Annotated in this window: 22 protein-coding genes and 1 riboswitch; of the genes, 12 read left to right on the top strand and 10 right to left on the bottom strand. The window is 68.4% G+C overall.

Going from position 1 to position 18,203, the window contains the following annotated elements; translation table 11 throughout:
* Positions 1-11: 11 nt before the first annotated feature.
* Together DXK32_RS27190 and DXK32_RS32400 are read right to left on the bottom strand one after the other, a co-directional pair.
* Entirely contained in the window at positions 12-1,691 is a 1,680-nt protein-coding gene (locus DXK32_RS27190; RefSeq protein ID WP_114861364.1) for a methyl-accepting chemotaxis protein, read from the bottom strand.
* Positions 1,684-1,941 (bottom strand): hypothetical protein, encoded by a 258-nt coding sequence (locus DXK32_RS32400; protein WP_162801362.1) that lies wholly within the window; start codon positions 1,939-1,941, stop codon positions 1,684-1,686. The genes DXK32_RS27190 and DXK32_RS32400 overlap by 8 nt, the downstream gene beginning before the upstream one ends.
* 497 nt (positions 1,942-2,438) lie before the next feature.
* Here DXK32_RS32400 and DXK32_RS27185 point away from each other — a divergent pair, with 497 nt between their 5' ends.
* Entirely contained in the window at positions 2,439-2,915 is a 477-nt protein-coding gene (locus tag DXK32_RS27185) for a hypothetical protein (protein ID WP_247877369.1), read from the top strand.
* On the opposite strand, the gene DXK32_RS27180 is transcribed toward DXK32_RS27185, so the two are convergent.
* The 3 genes from DXK32_RS27180 to DXK32_RS27170 all read right to left on the bottom strand — a co-directional run bounded on the left by DXK32_RS27180 (position 2,902) and on the right by DXK32_RS27170 (position 7,012).
* Complete coding sequence (locus DXK32_RS27180) at positions 2,902-3,846, bottom strand: homoserine O-succinyltransferase (RefSeq protein ID WP_114861362.1); 945 nt, start codon at positions 3,844-3,846, stop codon at positions 2,902-2,904. The genes DXK32_RS27185 and DXK32_RS27180 overlap by 14 nt on opposite strands.
* Positions 3,847-3,895: 49 nt before the next feature.
* A riboswitch (SAM-I-IV-variant riboswitch) is annotated at positions 3,896-4,000 on the bottom strand.
* Between the two features lie 118 nt (positions 4,001-4,118).
* Positions 4,119-5,810: a methyl-accepting chemotaxis protein gene (locus DXK32_RS27175; RefSeq protein ID WP_114861361.1), complete on the bottom strand. Its 1,692-nt coding sequence runs from the start codon at positions 5,808-5,810 to the stop codon at positions 4,119-4,121.
* A gap of 254 nt (positions 5,811-6,064) precedes the next feature.
* Entirely contained in the window at positions 6,065-7,012 is a 948-nt protein-coding gene (locus DXK32_RS27170) for an AEC family transporter (protein WP_114861360.1), read from the bottom strand.
* A 147-nt stretch (positions 7,013-7,159) separates the two neighbouring features.
* Between DXK32_RS27170 and DXK32_RS27165 the strand changes: the two genes are divergently transcribed.
* Together DXK32_RS27165 and DXK32_RS27160 are read left to right on the top strand one after the other, a co-directional pair.
* On the top strand, positions 7,160-7,564 hold the full coding sequence (locus DXK32_RS27165; protein WP_114861359.1) for a tellurite resistance TerB family protein: 405 nt from the start codon (positions 7,160-7,162) through the stop codon (positions 7,562-7,564).
* An 11-nt stretch (positions 7,565-7,575) separates the two neighbouring features.
* On the top strand, positions 7,576-8,454 hold the full coding sequence (locus tag DXK32_RS27160; protein ID WP_114861372.1) for an NAD(P)-dependent oxidoreductase: 879 nt from the start codon (positions 7,576-7,578) through the stop codon (positions 8,452-8,454).
* Between the two features lie 5 nt (positions 8,455-8,459).
* On the opposite strand, the gene DXK32_RS27155 is transcribed toward DXK32_RS27160, so the two are convergent.
* Both DXK32_RS27155 and DXK32_RS27150 read right to left on the bottom strand, forming a co-directional pair.
* Positions 8,460-8,927, bottom strand: coding sequence for an acetyltransferase (locus DXK32_RS27155; protein WP_247877368.1), 468 nt, complete (start codon positions 8,925-8,927; stop codon positions 8,460-8,462).
* A complete protein-coding gene (locus DXK32_RS27150) occupies positions 8,924-9,943 on the bottom strand; it encodes an aspartate-semialdehyde dehydrogenase (RefSeq protein ID WP_114861357.1) in 1,020 nt (339 codons plus the stop codon). The genes DXK32_RS27155 and DXK32_RS27150 overlap by 4 nt, the downstream gene beginning before the upstream one ends.
* A 132-nt stretch (positions 9,944-10,075) precedes the next feature.
* Here DXK32_RS27150 and DXK32_RS27145 point away from each other — a divergent pair, with 132 nt between their 5' ends.
* The 5 genes from DXK32_RS27145 to DXK32_RS27125 all read left to right on the top strand — a co-directional run bounded on the left by DXK32_RS27145 (position 10,076) and on the right by DXK32_RS27125 (position 13,980).
* Positions 10,076-10,339: a hypothetical protein gene (locus DXK32_RS27145; RefSeq protein ID WP_014241604.1), complete on the top strand. Its 264-nt coding sequence runs from the start codon at positions 10,076-10,078 to the stop codon at positions 10,337-10,339.
* A gap of 249 nt (positions 10,340-10,588) precedes the next feature.
* Positions 10,589-10,978, top strand: coding sequence for a succinate dehydrogenase, cytochrome b556 subunit (gene sdhC, locus DXK32_RS27140; RefSeq protein ID WP_014241603.1), 390 nt, complete (start codon positions 10,589-10,591; stop codon positions 10,976-10,978).
* 11 nt (positions 10,979-10,989) lie between these two features.
* The gene (sdhD, locus tag DXK32_RS27135; protein ID WP_014241602.1) at positions 10,990-11,385 is read left to right on the top strand and encodes a succinate dehydrogenase, hydrophobic membrane anchor protein; all 396 of its coding nucleotides are present in this window, start codon (positions 10,990-10,992) and stop codon (positions 11,383-11,385) included.
* A gap of 6 nt (positions 11,386-11,391) precedes the next feature.
* Positions 11,392-13,173: a succinate dehydrogenase flavoprotein subunit gene (gene sdhA / locus DXK32_RS27130; protein WP_035675802.1), complete on the top strand. Its 1,782-nt coding sequence runs from the start codon at positions 11,392-11,394 to the stop codon at positions 13,171-13,173.
* Between the two features lie 30 nt (positions 13,174-13,203).
* Entirely contained in the window at positions 13,204-13,980 is a 777-nt protein-coding gene (locus DXK32_RS27125) for a succinate dehydrogenase iron-sulfur subunit (protein WP_014241601.1), read from the top strand.
* An 84-nt stretch (positions 13,981-14,064) separates the two neighbouring features.
* Here the strand turns inward: DXK32_RS27125 and DXK32_RS27120 are convergent, their stop codons facing one another.
* Entirely contained in the window at positions 14,065-14,268 is a 204-nt protein-coding gene (locus DXK32_RS27120) for a hypothetical protein (RefSeq protein WP_035675800.1), read from the bottom strand.
* 153 nt (positions 14,269-14,421) lie between these two features.
* On the opposite strand from DXK32_RS27120, the gene DXK32_RS27115 reads away from it, so the two are divergent.
* Together DXK32_RS27115 and DXK32_RS27110 are read left to right on the top strand one after the other, a co-directional pair.
* Positions 14,422-15,270, top strand: a complete 849-nt coding sequence (locus DXK32_RS27115) for a branched-chain amino acid aminotransferase (RefSeq protein ID WP_114861356.1) — start codon at positions 14,422-14,424, stop codon at positions 15,268-15,270.
* A 61-nt stretch (positions 15,271-15,331) separates the two neighbouring features.
* Positions 15,332-16,006, top strand: coding sequence for a hypothetical protein (locus DXK32_RS27110; RefSeq protein ID WP_114861355.1), 675 nt, complete (start codon positions 15,332-15,334; stop codon positions 16,004-16,006).
* Between the two features lie 13 nt (positions 16,007-16,019).
* Here DXK32_RS27110 and DXK32_RS27105 read toward each other — a convergent pair whose 3' ends face one another.
* Positions 16,020-16,334 carry a hypothetical protein gene (locus DXK32_RS27105; RefSeq protein ID WP_114861354.1) on the bottom strand — a complete coding sequence of 105 codons (315 nt, stop codon included), beginning with the start codon at positions 16,332-16,334 and terminating at the stop codon, positions 16,020-16,022.
* A 75-nt stretch (positions 16,335-16,409) separates the two neighbouring features.
* Entirely contained in the window at positions 16,410-17,042 is a 633-nt protein-coding gene (locus DXK32_RS27100; protein WP_014241596.1) for a S24 family peptidase, read from the bottom strand.
* Between the two features lie 196 nt (positions 17,043-17,238).
* Here DXK32_RS27100 and DXK32_RS27095 point away from each other — a divergent pair, with 196 nt between their 5' ends.
* A complete protein-coding gene (locus DXK32_RS27095) occupies positions 17,239-17,604 on the top strand; it encodes a hypothetical protein (RefSeq protein ID WP_114861353.1) in 366 nt (121 codons plus the stop codon).
* Entirely contained in the window at positions 17,601-18,014 is a 414-nt protein-coding gene (locus tag DXK32_RS27090; RefSeq protein ID WP_247877367.1) for a hypothetical protein, read from the top strand. Before DXK32_RS27095 ends, DXK32_RS27090 begins: the two co-directional genes overlap by 4 nt.
* The last annotated feature ends 189 nt before the right edge of the window (positions 18,015-18,203 follow it).

Below are 18,203 nucleotides of genomic sequence, written 5' to 3'. Positions count from 1 at the left end.
CGGGAAGCCGCTCAGGCGGCGCGGATCGCCGCCAGGAAGCTCTCCACGTCGCGGCGCAGATTCTCCGCCTGCGAGGCCAGCCCGCCGGCCGCACCCAGCACCTGATGGGCGGCGGCCCCGGTGGTGCCGGCGGCCTCCGTCACCTGGGCGATGTTGCTGGACACCTCGCGCGTGCCGATCGCCGCCTGCTGGACGTTGCGCGAGATCTCGTTGGTCGCCGCGGCCTGCTCCTCGATCGCGGCGGCGATGGAGGTGGAGATCTCGTTGATCGCCGCGATGGTGCGGCCGATCCCCTCGATGGCGCCGACCGAGCCGGCGGTGGCCTCCTGGATCGCCTGGATCTGCGAGGCGATCTCGTCCGTCGCCCGGGCGGTCTGGTTGGCGAGCTGCTTCACCTCCGACGCCACGACGGCGAAGCCCTTGCCGGCCTCGCCGGCGCGGGCCGCCTCGATGGTGGCGTTGAGCGCCAGCAGGTTGGTCTGCCCGGCGATGTTGGTGATGAGCTGGACCACGGCGCCGATGCGGTGCGCGGCGTCGGCCAGCCCGCGCACGGAGTCGGTGGTGCGCCCGGCCTCCTGCACCGCCTGCCCGGCGATGCCGGTGGAGCGGGTGACCTGCGACCCGATCTCCCCGATCGAGCTGGACATCTCCTCCGCGGCGCTGGCGACCGTCTGCACGTTGGCGCTGGTCTGCTCCGCGGCGGCGGCGGCGTTGGCCGCCTGGTCGTTGGTCTGGCGGGCGGTCGCCGCCATGCTCTGGGCGGTGGTGTCCAGCTCGGTCGCGGCGGCGGCGACGTTGCGCAGCGCGTCGGCGACCTGCTCCTCGAAGGAGGCGATCAGCCGCTCGACCGCCTCGGTCCGCCGCAGCTTGGCGGCCTGCTCGGCGGCCTGCTCGGCGGCCAGCCGTTCAGCCTCGATCAGCCCGTCCTTGAAGACCTGGACCGCGGAGGCCATGGCGCCGATCTCGTCGCCGCGGCTGGCGAAGGGAATGGCCGTCGTCTTGTCGCCGCCGGCCAGCCGGCGCATTGCCTCGGTCATCGCGCCGATCGGCGCGGAGACGCCGCGGATCATCATCAGCGCACCGCCTAGGCAGACGGCGACGCCGATGAGCAGCGCGACGATGAGCATCGTGCTGGATTGGGCGTAGACGGCGTCGGCGTCGTCGCTCGCCTTGGCGGCCCCGCGGTTGTTGTGGTCGATCATGGCGTCGAGCGTCCGCCCGACCTCCTGGAAGCTCTTGTCGGCCGCGTCGCGGAACAGGGCGTTGGCGGCGGCGTTCTCGTTGCGCCGCGACAGGGCGGTGATCTGGCGGTGCAGCGTCAGATACTGCGCCCATTGCTGCTCGAACTGGGCGAACAGCCCGCGCCCTTCGGTGGTGCGCAGCGTCGCCTCGTAGGTCCGGCGGGCGTTGGCGATGCTGGCTTCCATCTCGTCCATCCTCCTCTCCGCCGCGGCCATTTCCGGCTCGCTGGTGCTGAGGATGTGGGCGCTTTGCAGGATGCGGAAGTTCGACACCGCATCGTTCACGGTGTTGACCTGAACGACCCGCGGCATCCAGAAGCTGGCGATTTCCGTCGAGCTGTCGTTGACCGCCGACAACCGGTTGATTCCCAAGGCGCCGATACCAGCGAGAAGCAGGGATAGAAACGAAAAAACAACGAACGTTTTTGTTCTGACGCTGATGTCATTCATGACGGTTTTCACTTTTCTGTTGTTTTGGTGGTCGGTTTCCTCGCGTGCTCACCAAAGGACGATTTTTATTTTTCTTGTCTTCGTCGAGAATTGCGATTCTTGCAACGAACCGGTTGCGGCAAAATTGTTCATTGTGTGTCATTGAGGCGATGCCGCACACGTCCCGCGCGGCCGGCCGCATGGGCGCGCGGATGGGCAATGCAAAAGCCCATATGTTCTGCGATAAGTTGAAGAATTGGTCGGCGGCCATGGGGCGACCATGCGGAGGGATTCGCGGGACGCTTCCGAAGATGTCGGTCCGGAAGGAATTGGCGTCCCACAGTCATCATGGCCGCCGTGCTCCCGCGGGCGGTGAAGGAGACTTCGCTACTCTGCCGATGCGGAACCTGAACGCCTTTCGGGCATACACGGTTTCTAGTGTCGCGTGCAGGCGCTGACCGGCGGCCCTGCGGAGCCTGGACCAAAGGTGGAATGAATGGAGCGCACACCGAGAATGGCCATGTCATATCCATGCGTAAAAGTGCTGCGCACCGCGTATCCCAGTGTTTTCTACACGATAATACGTATCGTCGCAACATGAGAAAACGTGCAACCGACGATCGGCCTCGTCGCGAGCGGGGCGCCGTGGGAAGCAAATTCACCTTTGAAACGGAGGCTTCCTCTCCAGGCCTGGGAGAAACCGGCGTGGTGCAGCTTGGGGATCGGCTCAAAACCGTGCGCGAATTTCTCGGCGAGACACAAAAAACAATGTCTCGCCGCTTCCGTCTCGGGGAGAACACATGGCAGTCCTATGAGTTGAACGGCAAGCTGCCGAAGGGGGAGACCCTGTCGGAACTGGCCGCCCTCGGCATCGACATGAATTGGCTGCTGACGGGACGGGGCACTATGCGGACGGCGAGCGGCCGGCCGGACTCCGGCGACGGTAACCATCCGTCACCGCCCCCGGAGGCCTCCTCCTGCCGTCCGGTGCTCGATCTCGCGCTGCTGAGCGAGGCGGTCACCCTTGTCGAGCAGGGACTGGCCGAACAGGGGTGCCGGCTGTCCCCCCGCGCCAAGGGCCATCTGGTGGCGGCCCTGTACGGCCTGACGGTGGAGAGTGGCGGCGGTTCCCGTCCGACCGGTGTCAGCCCGGCCGCCGCGGCTCATCTGCTCTGGCTCGCCCTGCAGATGGAGGATGGGACGCAACAGGCGCCGAGCGGCGATGGGGCGGTCAGGCCGCCGTGACGGCGGCCTGACGGTCCGTGCCGATGCGCGAAAGGTCGAACGGCGTCGTCTGGTAGATCTGGTTGATCCAGTTGGCGAACAGCAGATGGGCGTGGCTGCGCCACCGGTTCTCGGGCGGGCGGCTCGGGTCGTCCTCGGGGAAATAGCCCTTGGGAACCGGCGTGGCCGCGTCCTTGGCGACGTCCCGGACATACTCGTTGCGCAGCGTGTCGGTGTCGTATTCGATGTGATTGAACATATGCAGCGACCGGTGGGCGGCGTCCTCCAGCAGGCAGGGGCCGGTCTCCGGGGAGTCCAGCAGCACGCGCAGGCCGCTTTCGGGGGGAATGTCCTCCTCGCGCACCTCGGTCCAGCGTGAGACCGGGATGGGAACGCCGTCGGACAGGCCGCACAGATAGGGCGAGGCGGGGGCGCGGTTGCGGTGCCGGAAGACGCCGGACGCCTTGCGCGGCAGAAGATGCTTTGGCACGCCGTGGAAATGATGCACGGCGGCCTGCGCCGCCCAGCAGATGTTCAGGCAGGCATGGACGTGGCTTTGCGTCCAGTCGAAGACCGAACACAGCTCGTCCCAGTAGGACACCTCCTCGAAGGGCATGGTCTCGACCGGGGCGCCGGTGATGATGAAGCCGTCGAACGTCTCGCGACGCGCGTCCTCCCACGGCCGGTAGAAGGCGCTCATGTGGTCCGCCGCTGTGTTGCGCGGCACATGGTTGGTGATCCGGATCAGCGACAGCTCGACCTGGAGCGGCGTGTTGCCGAGGAGGCGGGCGATCTGCGTCTCGGTCCGGATCTTGTCGGGCATCAGGTTGAGCAGGCCGAAGCGCAGGGGCCGGATGTCCTGCCGGATGGCGTCGGCCTCCTGCATGACCATGACGCCCTCGGTCTGGAGGGCGGTGAAGGCGGGAAGATCGTTGGGTATCCTGATGGGCATGACTCGTCCGGCTCCGCTGTCGGTGCATCGGTCGGAACAGACGTCATGGCGAACCCCGTTTGTTTGCCGGTCCGGCCACATCCCCCTTCGGGACGCCACCTTGCTCGGGTAAGCAGGTTGGCGTTGAGCGTCCGCTCAACTCTTGATGCGCGGTGCACATTATACGGGCAGCGGCGGCTTGGCAACAGCGGCGGGGCCGCCAGCGGGCGGTCCCGGCCGCATGATCCCGGGCTGCATGATCCCAGGTCGCATGATTCCCGGGCCGCGTCGCCTCAGGCGGCCTTGATGGCGACGAGGAAGTTCTCGACCTCGCTCTTCAGGCGCATCGCCCCCTGGTTCAGGTCGCCGGAGGCCGACATCACCTGGGTCGCGGCGCTGCCGGTCTCGGTCGCGGCCTGCGACACGCGGCCGATGTTGCTGGTCACCTCCTGGGTGCTCTGCGCCGCCTGCTGGACGTTGCGGCTGATCTCCTGGGTCGCCGCACCCTGCTCCTCGATGGCGGCGGCGATGGAGGAGGAGATGTCGTTGATCGAAGAGATGGTCGCCCCGATCCCGCGGATGGCGCCGACCGCCCCGCCGGTGGCCGCCTGGATGGCGCCGATCTGCTGGGCGATCTCCTCGGTCGCCTTGGAGGTCTGGTTGGCGAGGCTCTTCACCTCGCTCGCCACGACGGCGAATCCCTTGCCGGCCTCGCCCGCCCGCGCGGCCTCGATGGTGGCGTTCAGCGCCAGCAGGTTGGTCTGCGCGGCGATGTTCTGGATCAGGTCAACCACGTCGCCGATGCGCTGCGCCGCTTCCGACAGCCCCTGCACGGTGGCGTTGGTGCGGTCGGCCTCGTCCACCGCCTTGCCGGCGATGCTGGCCGACTGCGAGACCTGCTGGGAGATTTCGGTGATGGAGGCGGCCATCTCCTCCGACGCGGCGGCGACGGTCTGCACGTTGGCGGAGGTCAGCTCGGCCGCCGCGGCTGCGCTGCCGGCCTCGGCCCGGGTGTGTTCGGCGATGTCGGTCATGCTGCGGGCGGTGGTGTCGAGCTGCGACGCCGCGGCGCCCACGGTCTGCAGGACGCTGTGCACCGCGCCGTCGAAATTGCGGATCAGCGAATCGATCCGCTCGGTGCGGCGGCGCTTGTTCTCCTCCTCGGCGGCCTGGGCGGCGGTCAGGCGCTCCGCCTCGATCAGGCCATCCTTGAAGACCTGCACCGCGCGGGCCATGGCGCCGATCTCGTCCTGGCGGGCGCCGCCCTCCACGGCGACGGCGAGATCGCGCTTGGCCAGACGGTCCATGGTGGCGGTCAGTGTGACGATGGGCCGGGCGACCGACTTCGTCATGGCGATGCCGGCGAACAGGCAGAGAACCGCCACGACGGCGATGGCCCCCAGAATCCAGCCCTGCGCCCCGACATAGGTGGCCCGCCCCGAGTCCGCCGCCTTCGTGGCGTTCTCCACGTTGGACGCGGTCAGCTCGTTGATGAGCGCGTTGCTCTCCTCATAGGCCTTGCGCGATTCGCCCCGGTAGATGCCCGTGGCCTTCTCGTTCTCGTTGGCGCGGGACGGGGGGAGGAGCTTGTCCCGGCTGATCGCCATGTAGCGGTCCCAGGAGCCCTCCCAGCGCTTGAAGGTCTGCGCTTCCCAGCCGGGGGTCAGCAGCGGCTCGTACTTCCGCTTGGCCTCCGCCAGACGGTTGAGGACCACCGCCATTTCCTTTTCGACCTCGGCCATCTCCGCGGGGTAGAGGGCCAGGATGTGGGACGCCTCCAGGATGCGGTAGTCGCTGATCGCGCCGTCGATCTCCCCGATGTCGGTGACGCTGGGCAGCCAGTTGGATCGGATCTCCTCGGCGGCCCGGTTGACGGTGCTCAGCCGGTCGACGGCGAACAGTCCCAGGGCGATCGACATCAGCAGGACGGCGACGGTGGCGGCGACCACCTTGGTCCGGATGGTCATGGAGCTCAACATGGACATGGCGCGTCTCTCTTTTCCCCGAAACGATGCGGCGGTGGCGGTTGATTGTATTGAGTCTGAACGAAGGGAAGCGACAGACCAGAGGCCCACACGCAGGGCGTTGGACTTTCCAGGATCAAATGATGGAACAGCAAATATTAAGGAAGATGCAAAAACGACGCAGGCCGGCCGTGCGTTTCCCGGGCGGTCTCCCGCTTTTGGGAAAGAGGAACGGCCGGGGAGGCGGGCGCGGCCGGACGGCCGCAGGACAGTGCTCAGAGGGGCGGCGCGTAGGTGGCCAGCAGGATGGACAGGGTGACCACGCTGGCGATGGTGGACATCAGGATCGCGGCGGAGGTGCGCTCCACATAGATGCGGTACTGGCTGGCCACCACGAAGGTCAGGGCGCCGGTGGGCAGCCCGGCGAGGATGATGGCTGACCCGGCCCAGAAGGGGTCCAGCGGGAACAGCGTCTGGATGAGGAACCAGGCCAGCGCCGGCTGCACCACCAGCTTGCACGCGCTGATCCAGCCGGCCTCCAGCAGGTTGGCCTTCAGGCTCTGGGTCGCCAGGAACAGGCCGATGGCGAACAGGGCGCAGGGACCGGCGGAGGCGCCCATCAGGTCGCAGTAGATGGCGATCGGGCGCGGCACCGGCACGCCGGACAGAAAAACCGACCAGCCGAGCCCGAGGGCCGTGGAGATGATCAGCGGGTTCCTGACCAGCGCCCGGCCGACGTCGCGCAGCGCCTTGCCGATGCCGCCGCCCTGGCTGTTGGCGAACTCCAGCCAGATCACCGCGATGCCGACCATGATCGCGCTCATGATGACGGTGGCGAGGATGGCCGGGGCCAGCCGGTCCGGGCCGAAGGCCGCCAGGAACAGCGGGATGCCCATGTAGCCGGTGTTGGAGAAGCAGGCGTTCAGCCCCTGCATGCACTGGATCTGCGTGCGCTCGCGGTGGATCAGCCAGCCGAGCAGGGCGCCCAGCGCGTAGACAGCCAGCATCGAGCCGAGGAAGGCGCCGATGAAGGGGCCGTTGAAGATCTCCGGCAGCGAGCGCTTCGCGGTGCCGAGGAACAGCACCGGCGGCAGGGCCATCCAATAGACGAACTTGTTCAGCGCCTCCGACGAGGCGGGACCGAGAAGCTTCGCCTTACCGGAAAGGACGCCCGCCAGGATGATGGCGAAGACCGGGAGCGCCACGTTGAAGACCACCGACATGGGGGGCGACCTTAAGGGGCAACCCGTCCCCTGTCGAGGGACCCACCCGTCCGCCCCGGGCATAGCTCCCTTGCCGGCGCTCCCTCCCTTGACGGCGCGCGGGGGGCGGGCAAGATTGGGCGGGGCCCTTTTTCCGCAGGAGTTTCGATGATCAACCATCACAGCGCGCTCATCTACGTCATGGTGCTGGTGTCGGCGTGCGACGGCGACATGACGGACGCGGAGCTTGAGGCCATCGGCGAGAACGTCCGCTATCTGCCGATCTTCAAGGATTTCGACATCGACCGGCTGACCGACGTGACCCGCGAATGCTCCGGCCTGCTGGCCGACGCCGACGGGCTGGAGACCACGCTCCAGATCGTCAAGGAGGCGATCCCGTCCAGGCTGTCCGAGACCGCCTACGCGCTCGCCTGCGACATCGCCGCGGCGGACCCGGCGGCCTCTCAGGAGGAACTGCGGATGCTGGAGCTGATCCGGCACAAGCTGGGCGTCGACCGGCTGTGCGCCGCCGCCATCGAACGCGGCGCGCGGGCGCGCCACACCCGCCTGTGACGGCCGGGGACATGACCGGCCGGCCGGGGCTGGCGGGACGGACGGTCGGCGTCATCGGGCTGGGCCTGATGGGCCGGCCGATGGCCCGCAATCTGGCGAAGGCCGGTGCTGCCCTGGTGATCAGCAGCCGCAGCCCCGGCCCGGTCGAGGAACTGGCGGCCGAGGGCATGAGCCCGGCCGCCGGGCCGGCCGAGGTCGCCGCCCGCGCCGACTCCATCGTTCTGATGCTGTCGGACACGGTGGCGGTGGAGGCGGTGGCCGCGGCGCTGATGGACGCGCTGCGGCCCGGCCATCTCGTCATCGACATGGGCACCACGGCGGTCGGGGCGACCCGTGAACTGGCCGAGGCCGTCCGCGCCAAGGGCGCGGACTGGGTCGACGCCCCGGTGTCCGGCGGCACGGTGGCGGCGGAGGCCGGCACCCTGATCATCATGGCCGGCGGCGCGGAGGAGGCCTTCGCCCGCGCCCTGCCGTTGTTCCAGGCAATGGGCCAGCGCATCACCCATGTCGGTGACAGCGGGGCCGGGCAGGTCGCCAAGATGGCCAATCAGGTGATCGTCGCGCTGAGCATCGGCGCGGTGGCGGAGGCGCTGGCGCTGGCCAAGGCGGCGGGGGTGGAGCCGGGCAAGGTCCGCGACGCCATCCGCGGCGGCTTCGCCGAGTCGCGCATCCTGGAGCTGCACGGCCAGCGCATGGTCTCCGGCGACTTCACGCCGGGCGGCCGCGTGGTCACCCAGATCAAGGACCTGAAGCAGGCGGAGGAACTGGCGGAGCAGTCCGGTATCCAGCTTCCCGCGCTGGGCCTCAGCCTGGAGCTGTTCGAGCTGCTGGCCGAGCAGGGCGACGGCGGGCTCGACCACTCCGCCCTGTACCGGCTGTTCGTCAAGTAAGCCCTTCAGGCGCCGGTCGGGTTCTCCTGGCTGGCGCCATCGAGGGCGAGATGCAGCAAGGGAAACGGGCGGCCGCTGTCGTCCAGCGCGGAGCGCCCGACTTCCCGGAAGCCGAGACGCCGATAGAAGGCCCGGGCGGCGCTGTTCTGCTCGTTCACGTCGACCGTCAACTCCGGCCCACCCTTGAGGGCGTGGGCGACCAGGGCGCGCCCGATCCCCCGGCCGTGCCACGCCGGATCGACGAACAGCGTGTCGATCTTGGACCCGGTCATGCCCAGGAAGCCCACCGGCCGGTCGTCGCCGTCCACCGCGACCATGAGCGCCGCCGCCGGAAGATACTGGTCGCGCACGAGGTCGGCGTAGAAGGCGATGTCCTCCTCGCTCAGGAAGTCGTGCGTGCTGCGCACCGCGGCGAGCCAGACGTCAAAGAGGACCGGGGCATCGTCCGGGCGGGAGGAGCGGATGGGGGTCACGCGTCGAAATACTCTTTCACCAGCAGTTCGGCGATCTGCACGGCGTTGAGCGCGGCGCCCTTGCGCAGGTTGTCGGTGGCCGCCCAGAAGGACAGGCCGTTGTCCACCGTGTAGTCCTCACGGATGCGGCTGACGAAGACCGGGTCGTCGCCGGCGACCTCGACCGGGGTGATGTAGCCGTCATTCTCCTGCTGGTCGATCACCTGCATGCCCGGCGCCTTGCGCAGGATCTGGCGCGCCTCCTCGGCGGTCACCGGCTCCACGCATTCGACGGTGATGGCGGCGGAATGGCCGATGAAGACGGGGACGCGGACGCAGGTCGCGCTCACCTTGATCTTGGGGTCGAGGACCTTCTTCGTCTCGACGGTCATCGCCCACTCGTCCCGCGTCGCGCCGTCCTCCATGAAGGGGCCGATGTGCGGGATGACGTTGAAGGCGATCTGCTTGGAGAAGACGGACTTCTGCACCGGGTCGTTCACGTAGATGGCGCGGGTCTGGCCGAACAGCTCGTCCATGCCTTCCTTGCCGGCGTCCGAGGCCGCCTGGTAGGTGGAGACGACGACGCGGCTCACCGTGACCTGCCCGTGCAGGGGCTTCAACGCCATGGCGAGCAGGATGGCCGCACCGCCGGGGCTGGCGACGATGTTCTTCTTCGCGTAGCCGGCGAGCGCGTCGCCGTTGACCTCCGGGACCACCAGCGGGACCTCGGGGTCCATGCGGAACTGCGGGCTGGTGTCGATCACCACGGCGCCCGCCGCGGCGGCGCGCGGCGCGTGGGCCGCCGAAACCTTGGCGTCCGCGGCGAACAGAGCGATGTCCACGCCCTTGAAGTCGAAGCGGCCGACGTCCTCGACCTTCAGCACCGCATCCTCGCCGAAGGACACCTCCTTGCCGACCGCGCTGTCGGCGGCCAGGGCGATCACCGCGTCGGCCGGGAACCGGCGGTCGGCGAGGGTGGTCAGCATTTCCCGTCCGACGTTGCCGGTGGCGCCGACGACCGCGACTGTGTAGCCCATGGCGGTTAATCCCTGTGATCTGCGGTGCGAAGAGGGCTTGAGGTATGCGGTTCCCAATGGAATTGCAACAGCGCCCGCGTTGTGACACCGTGTCCGCCCTATCACGAACGACCGCGACCGGCACACCGGGGCATGGCCACTCCGCTCGAAGACATCATCGCCAAGGCGATCAAGGACGCGGACAAGTCCTTCTTCAACGAGGACTACACCAAGCAGGCCCGCTCGGTGATGAACGCGTTGAAGAAGGCCGGCTACGAGGTCGCGCCGGTCCGCCCGCCCGAGGGGCTGGTGGAGTGGGCCAAGGAGAACATTCCCTTCGGCCGGCTGCGTCCGGCGGAGCTGATTACCCAGATGTATTCGATGATGGTGGAGAATGTTCGCCGCTTCGACAAGTAATTGGCTGAACGGCAAAACCGGGTTTCGGCCCTGGTAATACCAGTCTGCAGCAAAGCCCGTTAGTTTTCAGGCACTTCCCGCGGTGCGCCATTTTGGCCACGGCCAAGTCCCTGCCGTTGACTCGTGTGCGGTAGAGGCGTAATTCAATCGCCAAACACAGCAGGGCTTAAAACTTTCGGTCTCGCATCACCCGCCGTCGCGGCAACAGCCCTCCTTGCCGCGACCGGTCGCCGAACTGAGGACGACGCAATGGCAAACGGCAGCGGTCGGCCGCTCTCTCCGCATCTGCAAGTCTACAAACTCCCCAGGACCGCGCTCCTGTCCATCACGCACCGCATCACGGGCGTGGGGCTGGCCGTCGGGACCCTTCTGCTGACCTGGTGGCTGGTCGCCGCCGCCACCAGCCCCGCCGCGTACGAGCGCGCGCAGCATTTCATCGGCTCGTTCTTCGGGCTGCTGCTGATGTTCGGCTGGTCGCTGGCGCTCTACTATCACCTGTGCAACGGCATCCGGCATCTGGTGTGGGACGCCGGCAAGGCGTTCGAGCTGAGCGAGGCGGACCGCGGCAACCAGATCGTCATCGGTGCGGCGGCCGTGCTGACCGTGCTGACCTGGATCATCGGCCTGGCCGTGTGGTGAGGAGAGAAGACATGGCGTCCAACAGCAAGACCCTCCGCTCGCCGCTGCAGATCGCGCGCGGCCTGGGCTCCGCCAAGCACGGCACCGAGCATTGGTGGCACCAGCGCGTCACCGCCATCGCCCTGGTTCCGCTGACCATCTGGTTCGTCTTCGGGGTAATCCGCCATCTGGGCGCCGACCACGCGGCCTTCGTCGCGTGGCTGGAGTCGCCCTTCTCGGCGCTGATGATGGTGCTGACCGCCGTGGTCACCTTCCACCACGCCCAGGCCGGGCTGCAGGTGGTGATCGAGGACTACGTGCACAATGAGATGGCGAAGATCCTGAGCATCCTGGCCGTGAAAGCCCTGTGCTTCGTGCTGGGTGCCGCCTGCGTCATCGCCGTCCTCAAGATTTCGTTCGGAGCCTGACGAGCCATGGCCGCCTACGATATTATCGATCATTCCTATGACGTCGTCGTCGTCGGTGCCGGCGGTGCGGGCCTGCGCGCCACCTTCGGCATGGCCGAGAAGGGCCTGAAGACGGCGTGCATCACCAAGGTCTTCCCGACCCGCTCGCACACCGTGGCCGCCCAGGGCGGCATCTCGGCGGCGCTCGGCAACATGAGCGAGGACGACTGGCGCTTCCACATGTACGACACCGTCAAGGGGTCGGACTGGCTGGGCGACCAGGACGCCATCGAGTACATGTGCCGCGAGGCCATCCCGGCGATCATCGAGCTGGAGCACTACGGCGTGCCCTTCTCGCGCACGCCGGAAGGCAAGATCTACCAGCGCGCCTTCGGCGGCATGACCGCCCATTACGGCAAGCAGCAGGCCTACCGCACCTGCGCCGCCGCCGACCGCACCGGCCACGCCATCCTGCACACCCTCTACCAGCAGTCGCTGAAGCACGAGGCGGAATTCTTCGTCGAGTATTTCGCGCTCGACCTCATCATGGAGGACGGCGTCTGCAAGGGCGTGGTGGCCTGGAACCTCGACGACGGCACCATCCACCGCTTCCGCGCCCAGCTCGTTGTTCTGGCGACGGGCGGCTACGGCCGCGCCTACTTCTCCGCCACCTCGGCCCACACCTGCACGGGCGACGGCGGCGGCATGGTGCTGCGCGCCGGCCTGCCGCTGCAGGACATGGAGTTCGTGCAGTTCCACCCGACCGGCATCTACGGCTCCGGCTGCCTCATCACCGAGGGCGTGCGCGGCGAGGGCGGCTACCTCACCAACTCCAACGGCGAGCGCTTCATGGAGCGCTACGCGCCGTCGGCCAAGGACCTCGCCTCGCGCGACGTGGTGTCCCGCTCGATGACCATCGAGATCCGCGAAGGCCGCGGCGTCGGTGAGCACAAGGACCACATCCACCTGCACCTGGAGCATCTCCCGCCGGAGATCATCCACCAGCGCCTGCCCGGCATCGCCGAGACGGCCAAGATCTTCGCCGGCGTGGACGTCACCAAGGAGCCGATCCCGGTTCTACCGACGGTGCACTACAACATGGGCGGCATCCCCACCAACTTCCGTTGCGAGGTGGTCAACCCGACCGCCGAGGATCCGGATCGCGTGGTGCCCGGCCTGATGGCCATCGGCGAGGCGGCCTGCGTGTCGGTGCACGGCGCGAACCGCCTGGGCTCCAACTCGCTGCTCGACCTCGTGGTGTTCGGCCGTTCGGCGGCCATCCGCGCCGCCGAGATCGTCGAGAAGGGCAAGTCGGTGTCGTCGTCCGCCGCCGCGACCGACGTCGCCCTGGAGCGCTTCGACCGCATCCGCAACGCCAAGGGCTCCATCAAGTCGTCGGAGCTTCGCCTGGAAATGCAGCGGACCATGCAGAACAACTGCGCGGTCTTCCGCACCGGCGAGGTGCTGGAGGAGGGCGTCAAGCTCATCGACCAGACCTTCGCCAAGAAGAGCGACATGGCGATCAGCGACCGTTCGCTGGTCTGGAACTCCGACCTCGTCGAAGCCATCGAGCTGGACAACCTGCTGTACCAGGCGGTCGCCACGCTCCACTCGGCGAAGAACCGGCCGGAGAGCCGCGGTGCCCACGCCCGCGAGGATTATCCGGACCGCGACGACGAGAACTGGATGAAGCACACCGTCATCGAGGTGTCGGACAAGGGCGAGACGAAGATCGGGTACCGCCCGGTCCATCTCTACACCCTGACCGACGAGGTGCAGGTGTTCCCGCCCAAGGCCCGCGTCTACTAAGGCGGCAAGAGCAAGGCAAGGATACGAACCATGGTCGAATTCAACCTGCCCGCCAATTCCAAGGTCGGCGTCGGCAAGACCATCAACGCCGCCAGCGGCGCCAAGCGGGCGAAGACCTTCAAGATCTACCGCTGGTCGCCGGATGACGGGCAGAACCCGCGGGTCGACACCTACGTCGTCGACCTCGACAAGTTCGGCCCGATGATCCTGGACGCGATCATCTACATCAAGAACAACATCGACTCGACCCTGACCTTCCGGCGGAGCTGCCGCGAGGGCATCTGCGGGTCCTGCGCGATGAACATCGACGGCACCAACACGCTGGCCTGCCTGAAGGCCATCGAAGAGGTGAAGGGCGACGTCAAGATCTACCCGCTGCCGCACATGCCGGTGGTCAAGGATCTCGTCCCCGACCTGAAGCACATCTATGCCCAGCTCGCCTCGATCAAGCCGTGGCTGCAGTCGCAGTCGCCGGCCCCGAGCCGCGAGCGCCTGCAGTCGCCGGAGGACCGCGCCAAGCTGGACGGCCTCTACGAGTGCATCCTGTGCTTCTGCTGCTCGACCTCCTGCCCCAGCTACTGGTGGAACGGCGACCGCTACCTCGGCCCGTCGATCCTGCTCCAGGCCTACCGCTGGATCGTCGACAGCCGCGACGAGATGACGGGCGAGCGCCTCGACAACCTCGAGGACCCGTTCCGCCTCTACCGCTGCCACACCATCATGAACTGCACCAAGGCGTGCCCGAAGGGCCTCAACCCGGCCAAGGCCATCGCCGAGATCAAGAAGCTGATGGTTCAGCGCCGCTGATCCGTCCGTTTCGGTTCACCGATGAAGAACGGGGCGCCTCCGCAAGGGGGCGCCCCGTTTTCTTTGGCCGTTCGGCGTCTGCGCTTATGCGAAGTCCGGGTCGGTGGGCCGGGACGGCGGCAGGTCGTCGTTGGGCAGGGGCGAGGGCATGTCCTCCTGCGGGCCGGGGGTCGGCAGGTCCGGGTTGTCGGTCAGGGGCCCCGGGGTGGGAACGTCCTGGCCCGGCGGCGGGAAGGGCGGGGCCGCGCGCAGCGGCTGCGGAAAGGCGCTCGAATAGGTCCAGCCCATGGATCGGTCGCTCCCGAAGTGATGAGGGTGTCCTGCATCAACCGTCCGGCCGGCCCGTCTGCGCCGGTTGACCGGCGGCGATGAGGGGGTATGCTTTTCGAGGGAGCGAACCACCCGGATAGAACCAACCCGAAGCCACAAAGGGAGACAATCATGGGCAGCACGGCCGGTCAGGCGTTGAGCTACATCCAGGGCGAATGGATCGCGGGCAACCCCGCCATCGTCGGCCCGATGACTCACGCGCTCTGGCTGTCTTCGGTGGTTTTCGACGGCGCCCGCGCCTTCCAGGGCGTGGCCCCCGACCTCGACCGCCACTGCGCCCGCGTCGTGCGCTCGGCCCAGGTGATGGGCCTCGCCCCCATGCTGACCGCCGGGGAGATCGAGGAGCTGTGCTGGGACGGCATCCGCCGCTTTCCCAAGGAGGCCGAGCTGTACATCCGGCCGATGTTCTACGCGGAGGAGGGCTTCGTCGCGCCCGACGCCGAGAGCACGCGCTTCGTCCTGTCGGTCTACGAGGCGCCGCTGCCCAGCGCCGCCGGCTTCACCGCCGGCCTGTCCAGCCGCCGCCGCCCGGTGCCGGACATGGCGCCGACCGAGGCCAAGGCCGCCTGCCTCTACCCAAACGCCGGGCTGGCGCTGAAGGAGGCGCGGGAGCGCGGCTTCGACAACGCCATCATGCTCGACCCCATCGGCAGCGTGGCGGAGTTCGCGACGGCCAACCTGTTCATCGCCAAGGACGGGGTGGTGCGCACGCCGGTGCACAACGGCACCTTCCTCAACGGCATCACCCGCCAGCGCGTGATCGCCCTGCTGCGCGACGACGGGGTGACGGTGGAGGAGGCCACCCTGAGCGCCCGCGACGTTCTGGAGGCCGACGAGGTGTTCTCGACCGGCAACTACGCGAAGGTGGTGCCGGTCACCCGCGTCGAGGAGCGCGCCCTGCAACCCGGCCCCCTGGCGGCGCGGGCACGGGCGCTCTATTGGGAGTTCGCCTTCCGCTGACCGGCGCCGGCCGCTCCCGAGTGCCCGTTTTCGGGCGGTATGCGGCCCGAAAGCGGGCTTGATGGCCGGCTTTCTCCGCGGCATGATGCCCACGACGCGGCGGATCGGGTCCGCCGAGGGAAGCGGCTGGGAGTCCTTCATGCAATTCCGCGAACGGCGCCGCGTGATCCAGGTGATCCGCACCGTCTACGATCCGGACCTGAAGCGCGGCCGGTCGGAACTGGTCGGGAAGATCGACAAGGCCGCGCCTGTGGTCACCGACAAGCTTCAGAGAAGCTGCACGCCGGACGAGCTGTCGGATGTCCTCACCTATCTGGACGAGCGCCACAACCGCCTGCGCAACGAGGCGGTGCGCGCCGGGGCGGAAACCCTGCCGGCCCAGATGCGCGCGGCGGCGGAGTATTTCCGCACCCACCGCGACAACGACGCACGGGCCTTCGCCACGGAAATCCGTTTGGCGTGGGAGGAGTTGAAGACGGCCCTGCGCGACGCCGGCTTTTCAAAGAGCAAGGTGTTGAAGGGAGCGGTGGACCGGGACAAGGCCGTCGAGACGGCGGAGGCCGCGGTGTCCTCCGTGCCTTTGGCCGTCGGCGGCGCGGCTGAGCCGGCGGCTCCACCGCCCCCCGTGGCGCCGGTTCGCAAACCGCGCGCAAGGAAGGCGCGGGCCGCCTCCGCCACCGCCGTTCAGGGTCCGTCCTCCGGTTCCGGCAGCGCTGGCCCCGCTTCCACCGCCTGACGGCCGGATCGGGTCAGCCACCCGCCCGGATCAGCGCGCTCGCCGCGTTGCGGTGGTGGGTCAATGCCCCGGTGAGGCGAAGGAGCCAGGCGTCGCCGCCCGCGCGGTCGGCGGGCAGGGCGCGGCGCCGTTGCGCGGAACCCTGGCGGGCCTCGGCGGCCAGCCGTTCGTGCAGGCGAAGCGCGACGGCGCGGGCGAGGGCGGTGTGACGCTCCGCCCCCTCCAGGAGCGCCGTCCACACCGCGCTGCGGGGCAGCGCTTTGTCGTGGTGGCGTTCAAGCTCTTCCAGAAGGAATGAACGCGCAGGTGTTTCGGCGAGTCCGGTCATGCCCGGACGATAGGCTCCTCCGATCGCACAGTAAAGGATATTTATCCTAGGACAGAGTGCCGCAGAGCGGGACGCTTATTGGCTCGCCCAGACGATGCGGGCCATCCAGGCGACCTCGGCGCGCGGAATGCTGCGGTCCGGATGGGCGCGGTTGATGGAGATCAGCTCGATCTTCGTGGCGGTTTCGCGCAGGAGCTGCTTCGCCATCACCTCGCCGCCCTTGGTGCGGACGACGACGCGGTCGTTGCGCCGGATCTGCGCGGCGGGCGAGACGATGATGGTGTCGCCGTCGCGGTAGACGGGGTCCATGCTGTCCCCGGCGATCTCCAGGGCGTAGGCGTGGGGGTCGCCGATGCTGGGGAACAGAAGCTCGTCCCAGCCCACACCCGAGGGGAAACCGGCGTCGTCGAAGAAGCCGGCGTTGCCGGCCTGCGCGTAGCCGATGACCGGCACCCGCTGGAGCGAGCCGGCGCCCGCGGCATCGCCGACGAGGCTGACGAACTCCGACAGCGACGCGCCGGTCGCCTCCAGAACCTTGGACACGCTCTCCGTCGAAGGCCAGCGGAGCTTGCCGTCGCCGGTGGTCCGCTTGCTCTTGTTGAAGGTCGTCGGGTCCAGCCCCGCGCGCCGCGCGAGTCCGGAGGCCGACAGCCCGTGCTGGGCCGCGAGGCGGTCGATCGCCCGCCAAATGTCCGCATGTTTGAGCATGGGAGGATAATCACATAAACGAACCAGCCCGTCCCTAGGAACCTATTCATATTTTCCTTGACGAAGGACTTTAATCAGTACATAACGTGAACATGTGTTCGCCAGCCGCGCGTGCCGCGGCCCATCCGGCGCTCCGCCCGAGAGCGAAGCTGCGCCCGCGAACCCTGAAGCTGCAATTCCCAGGGAGACCTCAGGCATGGTCCATCACCGCAACACGTTCATGGTTCTGTCCGATGCCGTCGGGGAGCCGTTCGGCAGCGCGGAGGAGGCGTGGTTCTGGTCGGTCCAGGCGCAGGACGCCAAGGCCGCCGGCGCGCGCATCGCCGCCGGCCGCGGGCTGATCCAGCGCCCGTGCGAGCCCGGCGACGTGCTGTGCGCGGTGGACCGGCTGTACCGCCGCCGCCTGCTGATCCGCGACCATCTGCACGTTCTGGTCCATTACGGGCGCCGCCTGATGGCGCCGGACCCGGAGCGCTACCGCGAGCAGCGCGCCCACACCCTGTGGCGGGAGGCGTTCGACCGGCTCCGCCCGGTGCTGCGCGAGAAGGGCATCGTTCAGTGAGCACGCCGCTGCCCCAGCCCTGCCGGGGAGGGGCGGAGGCGCCGCGCGTCTGGGTGGTCTTCCGGGGCGAGGCGGAGCTGTGGTGGCTGCACCTGCTGAAACCGGGGTTCCGCCATTGCTTCGCGCTGCTGCACGACGGGCGCCACTGGGTGATCGTCGATCCGCTCTCGCCCTTCACCGACGTGTCGGTCCTCGACCTGCCCGCGGCCTTCGACCTGCCGGGCTGGTACCGCGGGATGGGCATGGCGGTGACCCCGGCGCCGGTGCGGCGCGGCCTGAACCGTCCGGCCCCCTGGGGTCCCTTCACCTGCGTCGAGGCGATCAAGCGCCTGCTGGGGCTGCACGCGCCCGGCATCGTGACGCCCTGGCAGCTCTACCGGCACCTGACGAGGCCCGTCCCCGCGGCCTGATCCACGCCGCCGCCGGCCAACCCGTCTTCCCGACGCCCTGCCACGCAAGGGCCTGTTTTCGCATCACGGACAAGGACCCACCGCCCATGGCGAACCTGTTCAAGGCGCCCCGGCCGGCGCCGCCCGCCGCCACCGCCCCGGAGCCCGCGCCCGTTCCCACGCCTCTGCCCGCTCCCGAGCCGGCGCCGG

The organism is Azospirillum brasilense (assembly GCF_003349955.1).
In the GTDB taxonomy this organism is placed as follows: Bacteria; Pseudomonadota; Alphaproteobacteria; order Azospirillales; family Azospirillaceae; genus Azospirillum; species Azospirillum brasilense_B.
Note: the sequence above shows the minus strand (reverse complement) of the source record. Positions and strands in the feature narration are given on the sequence as shown.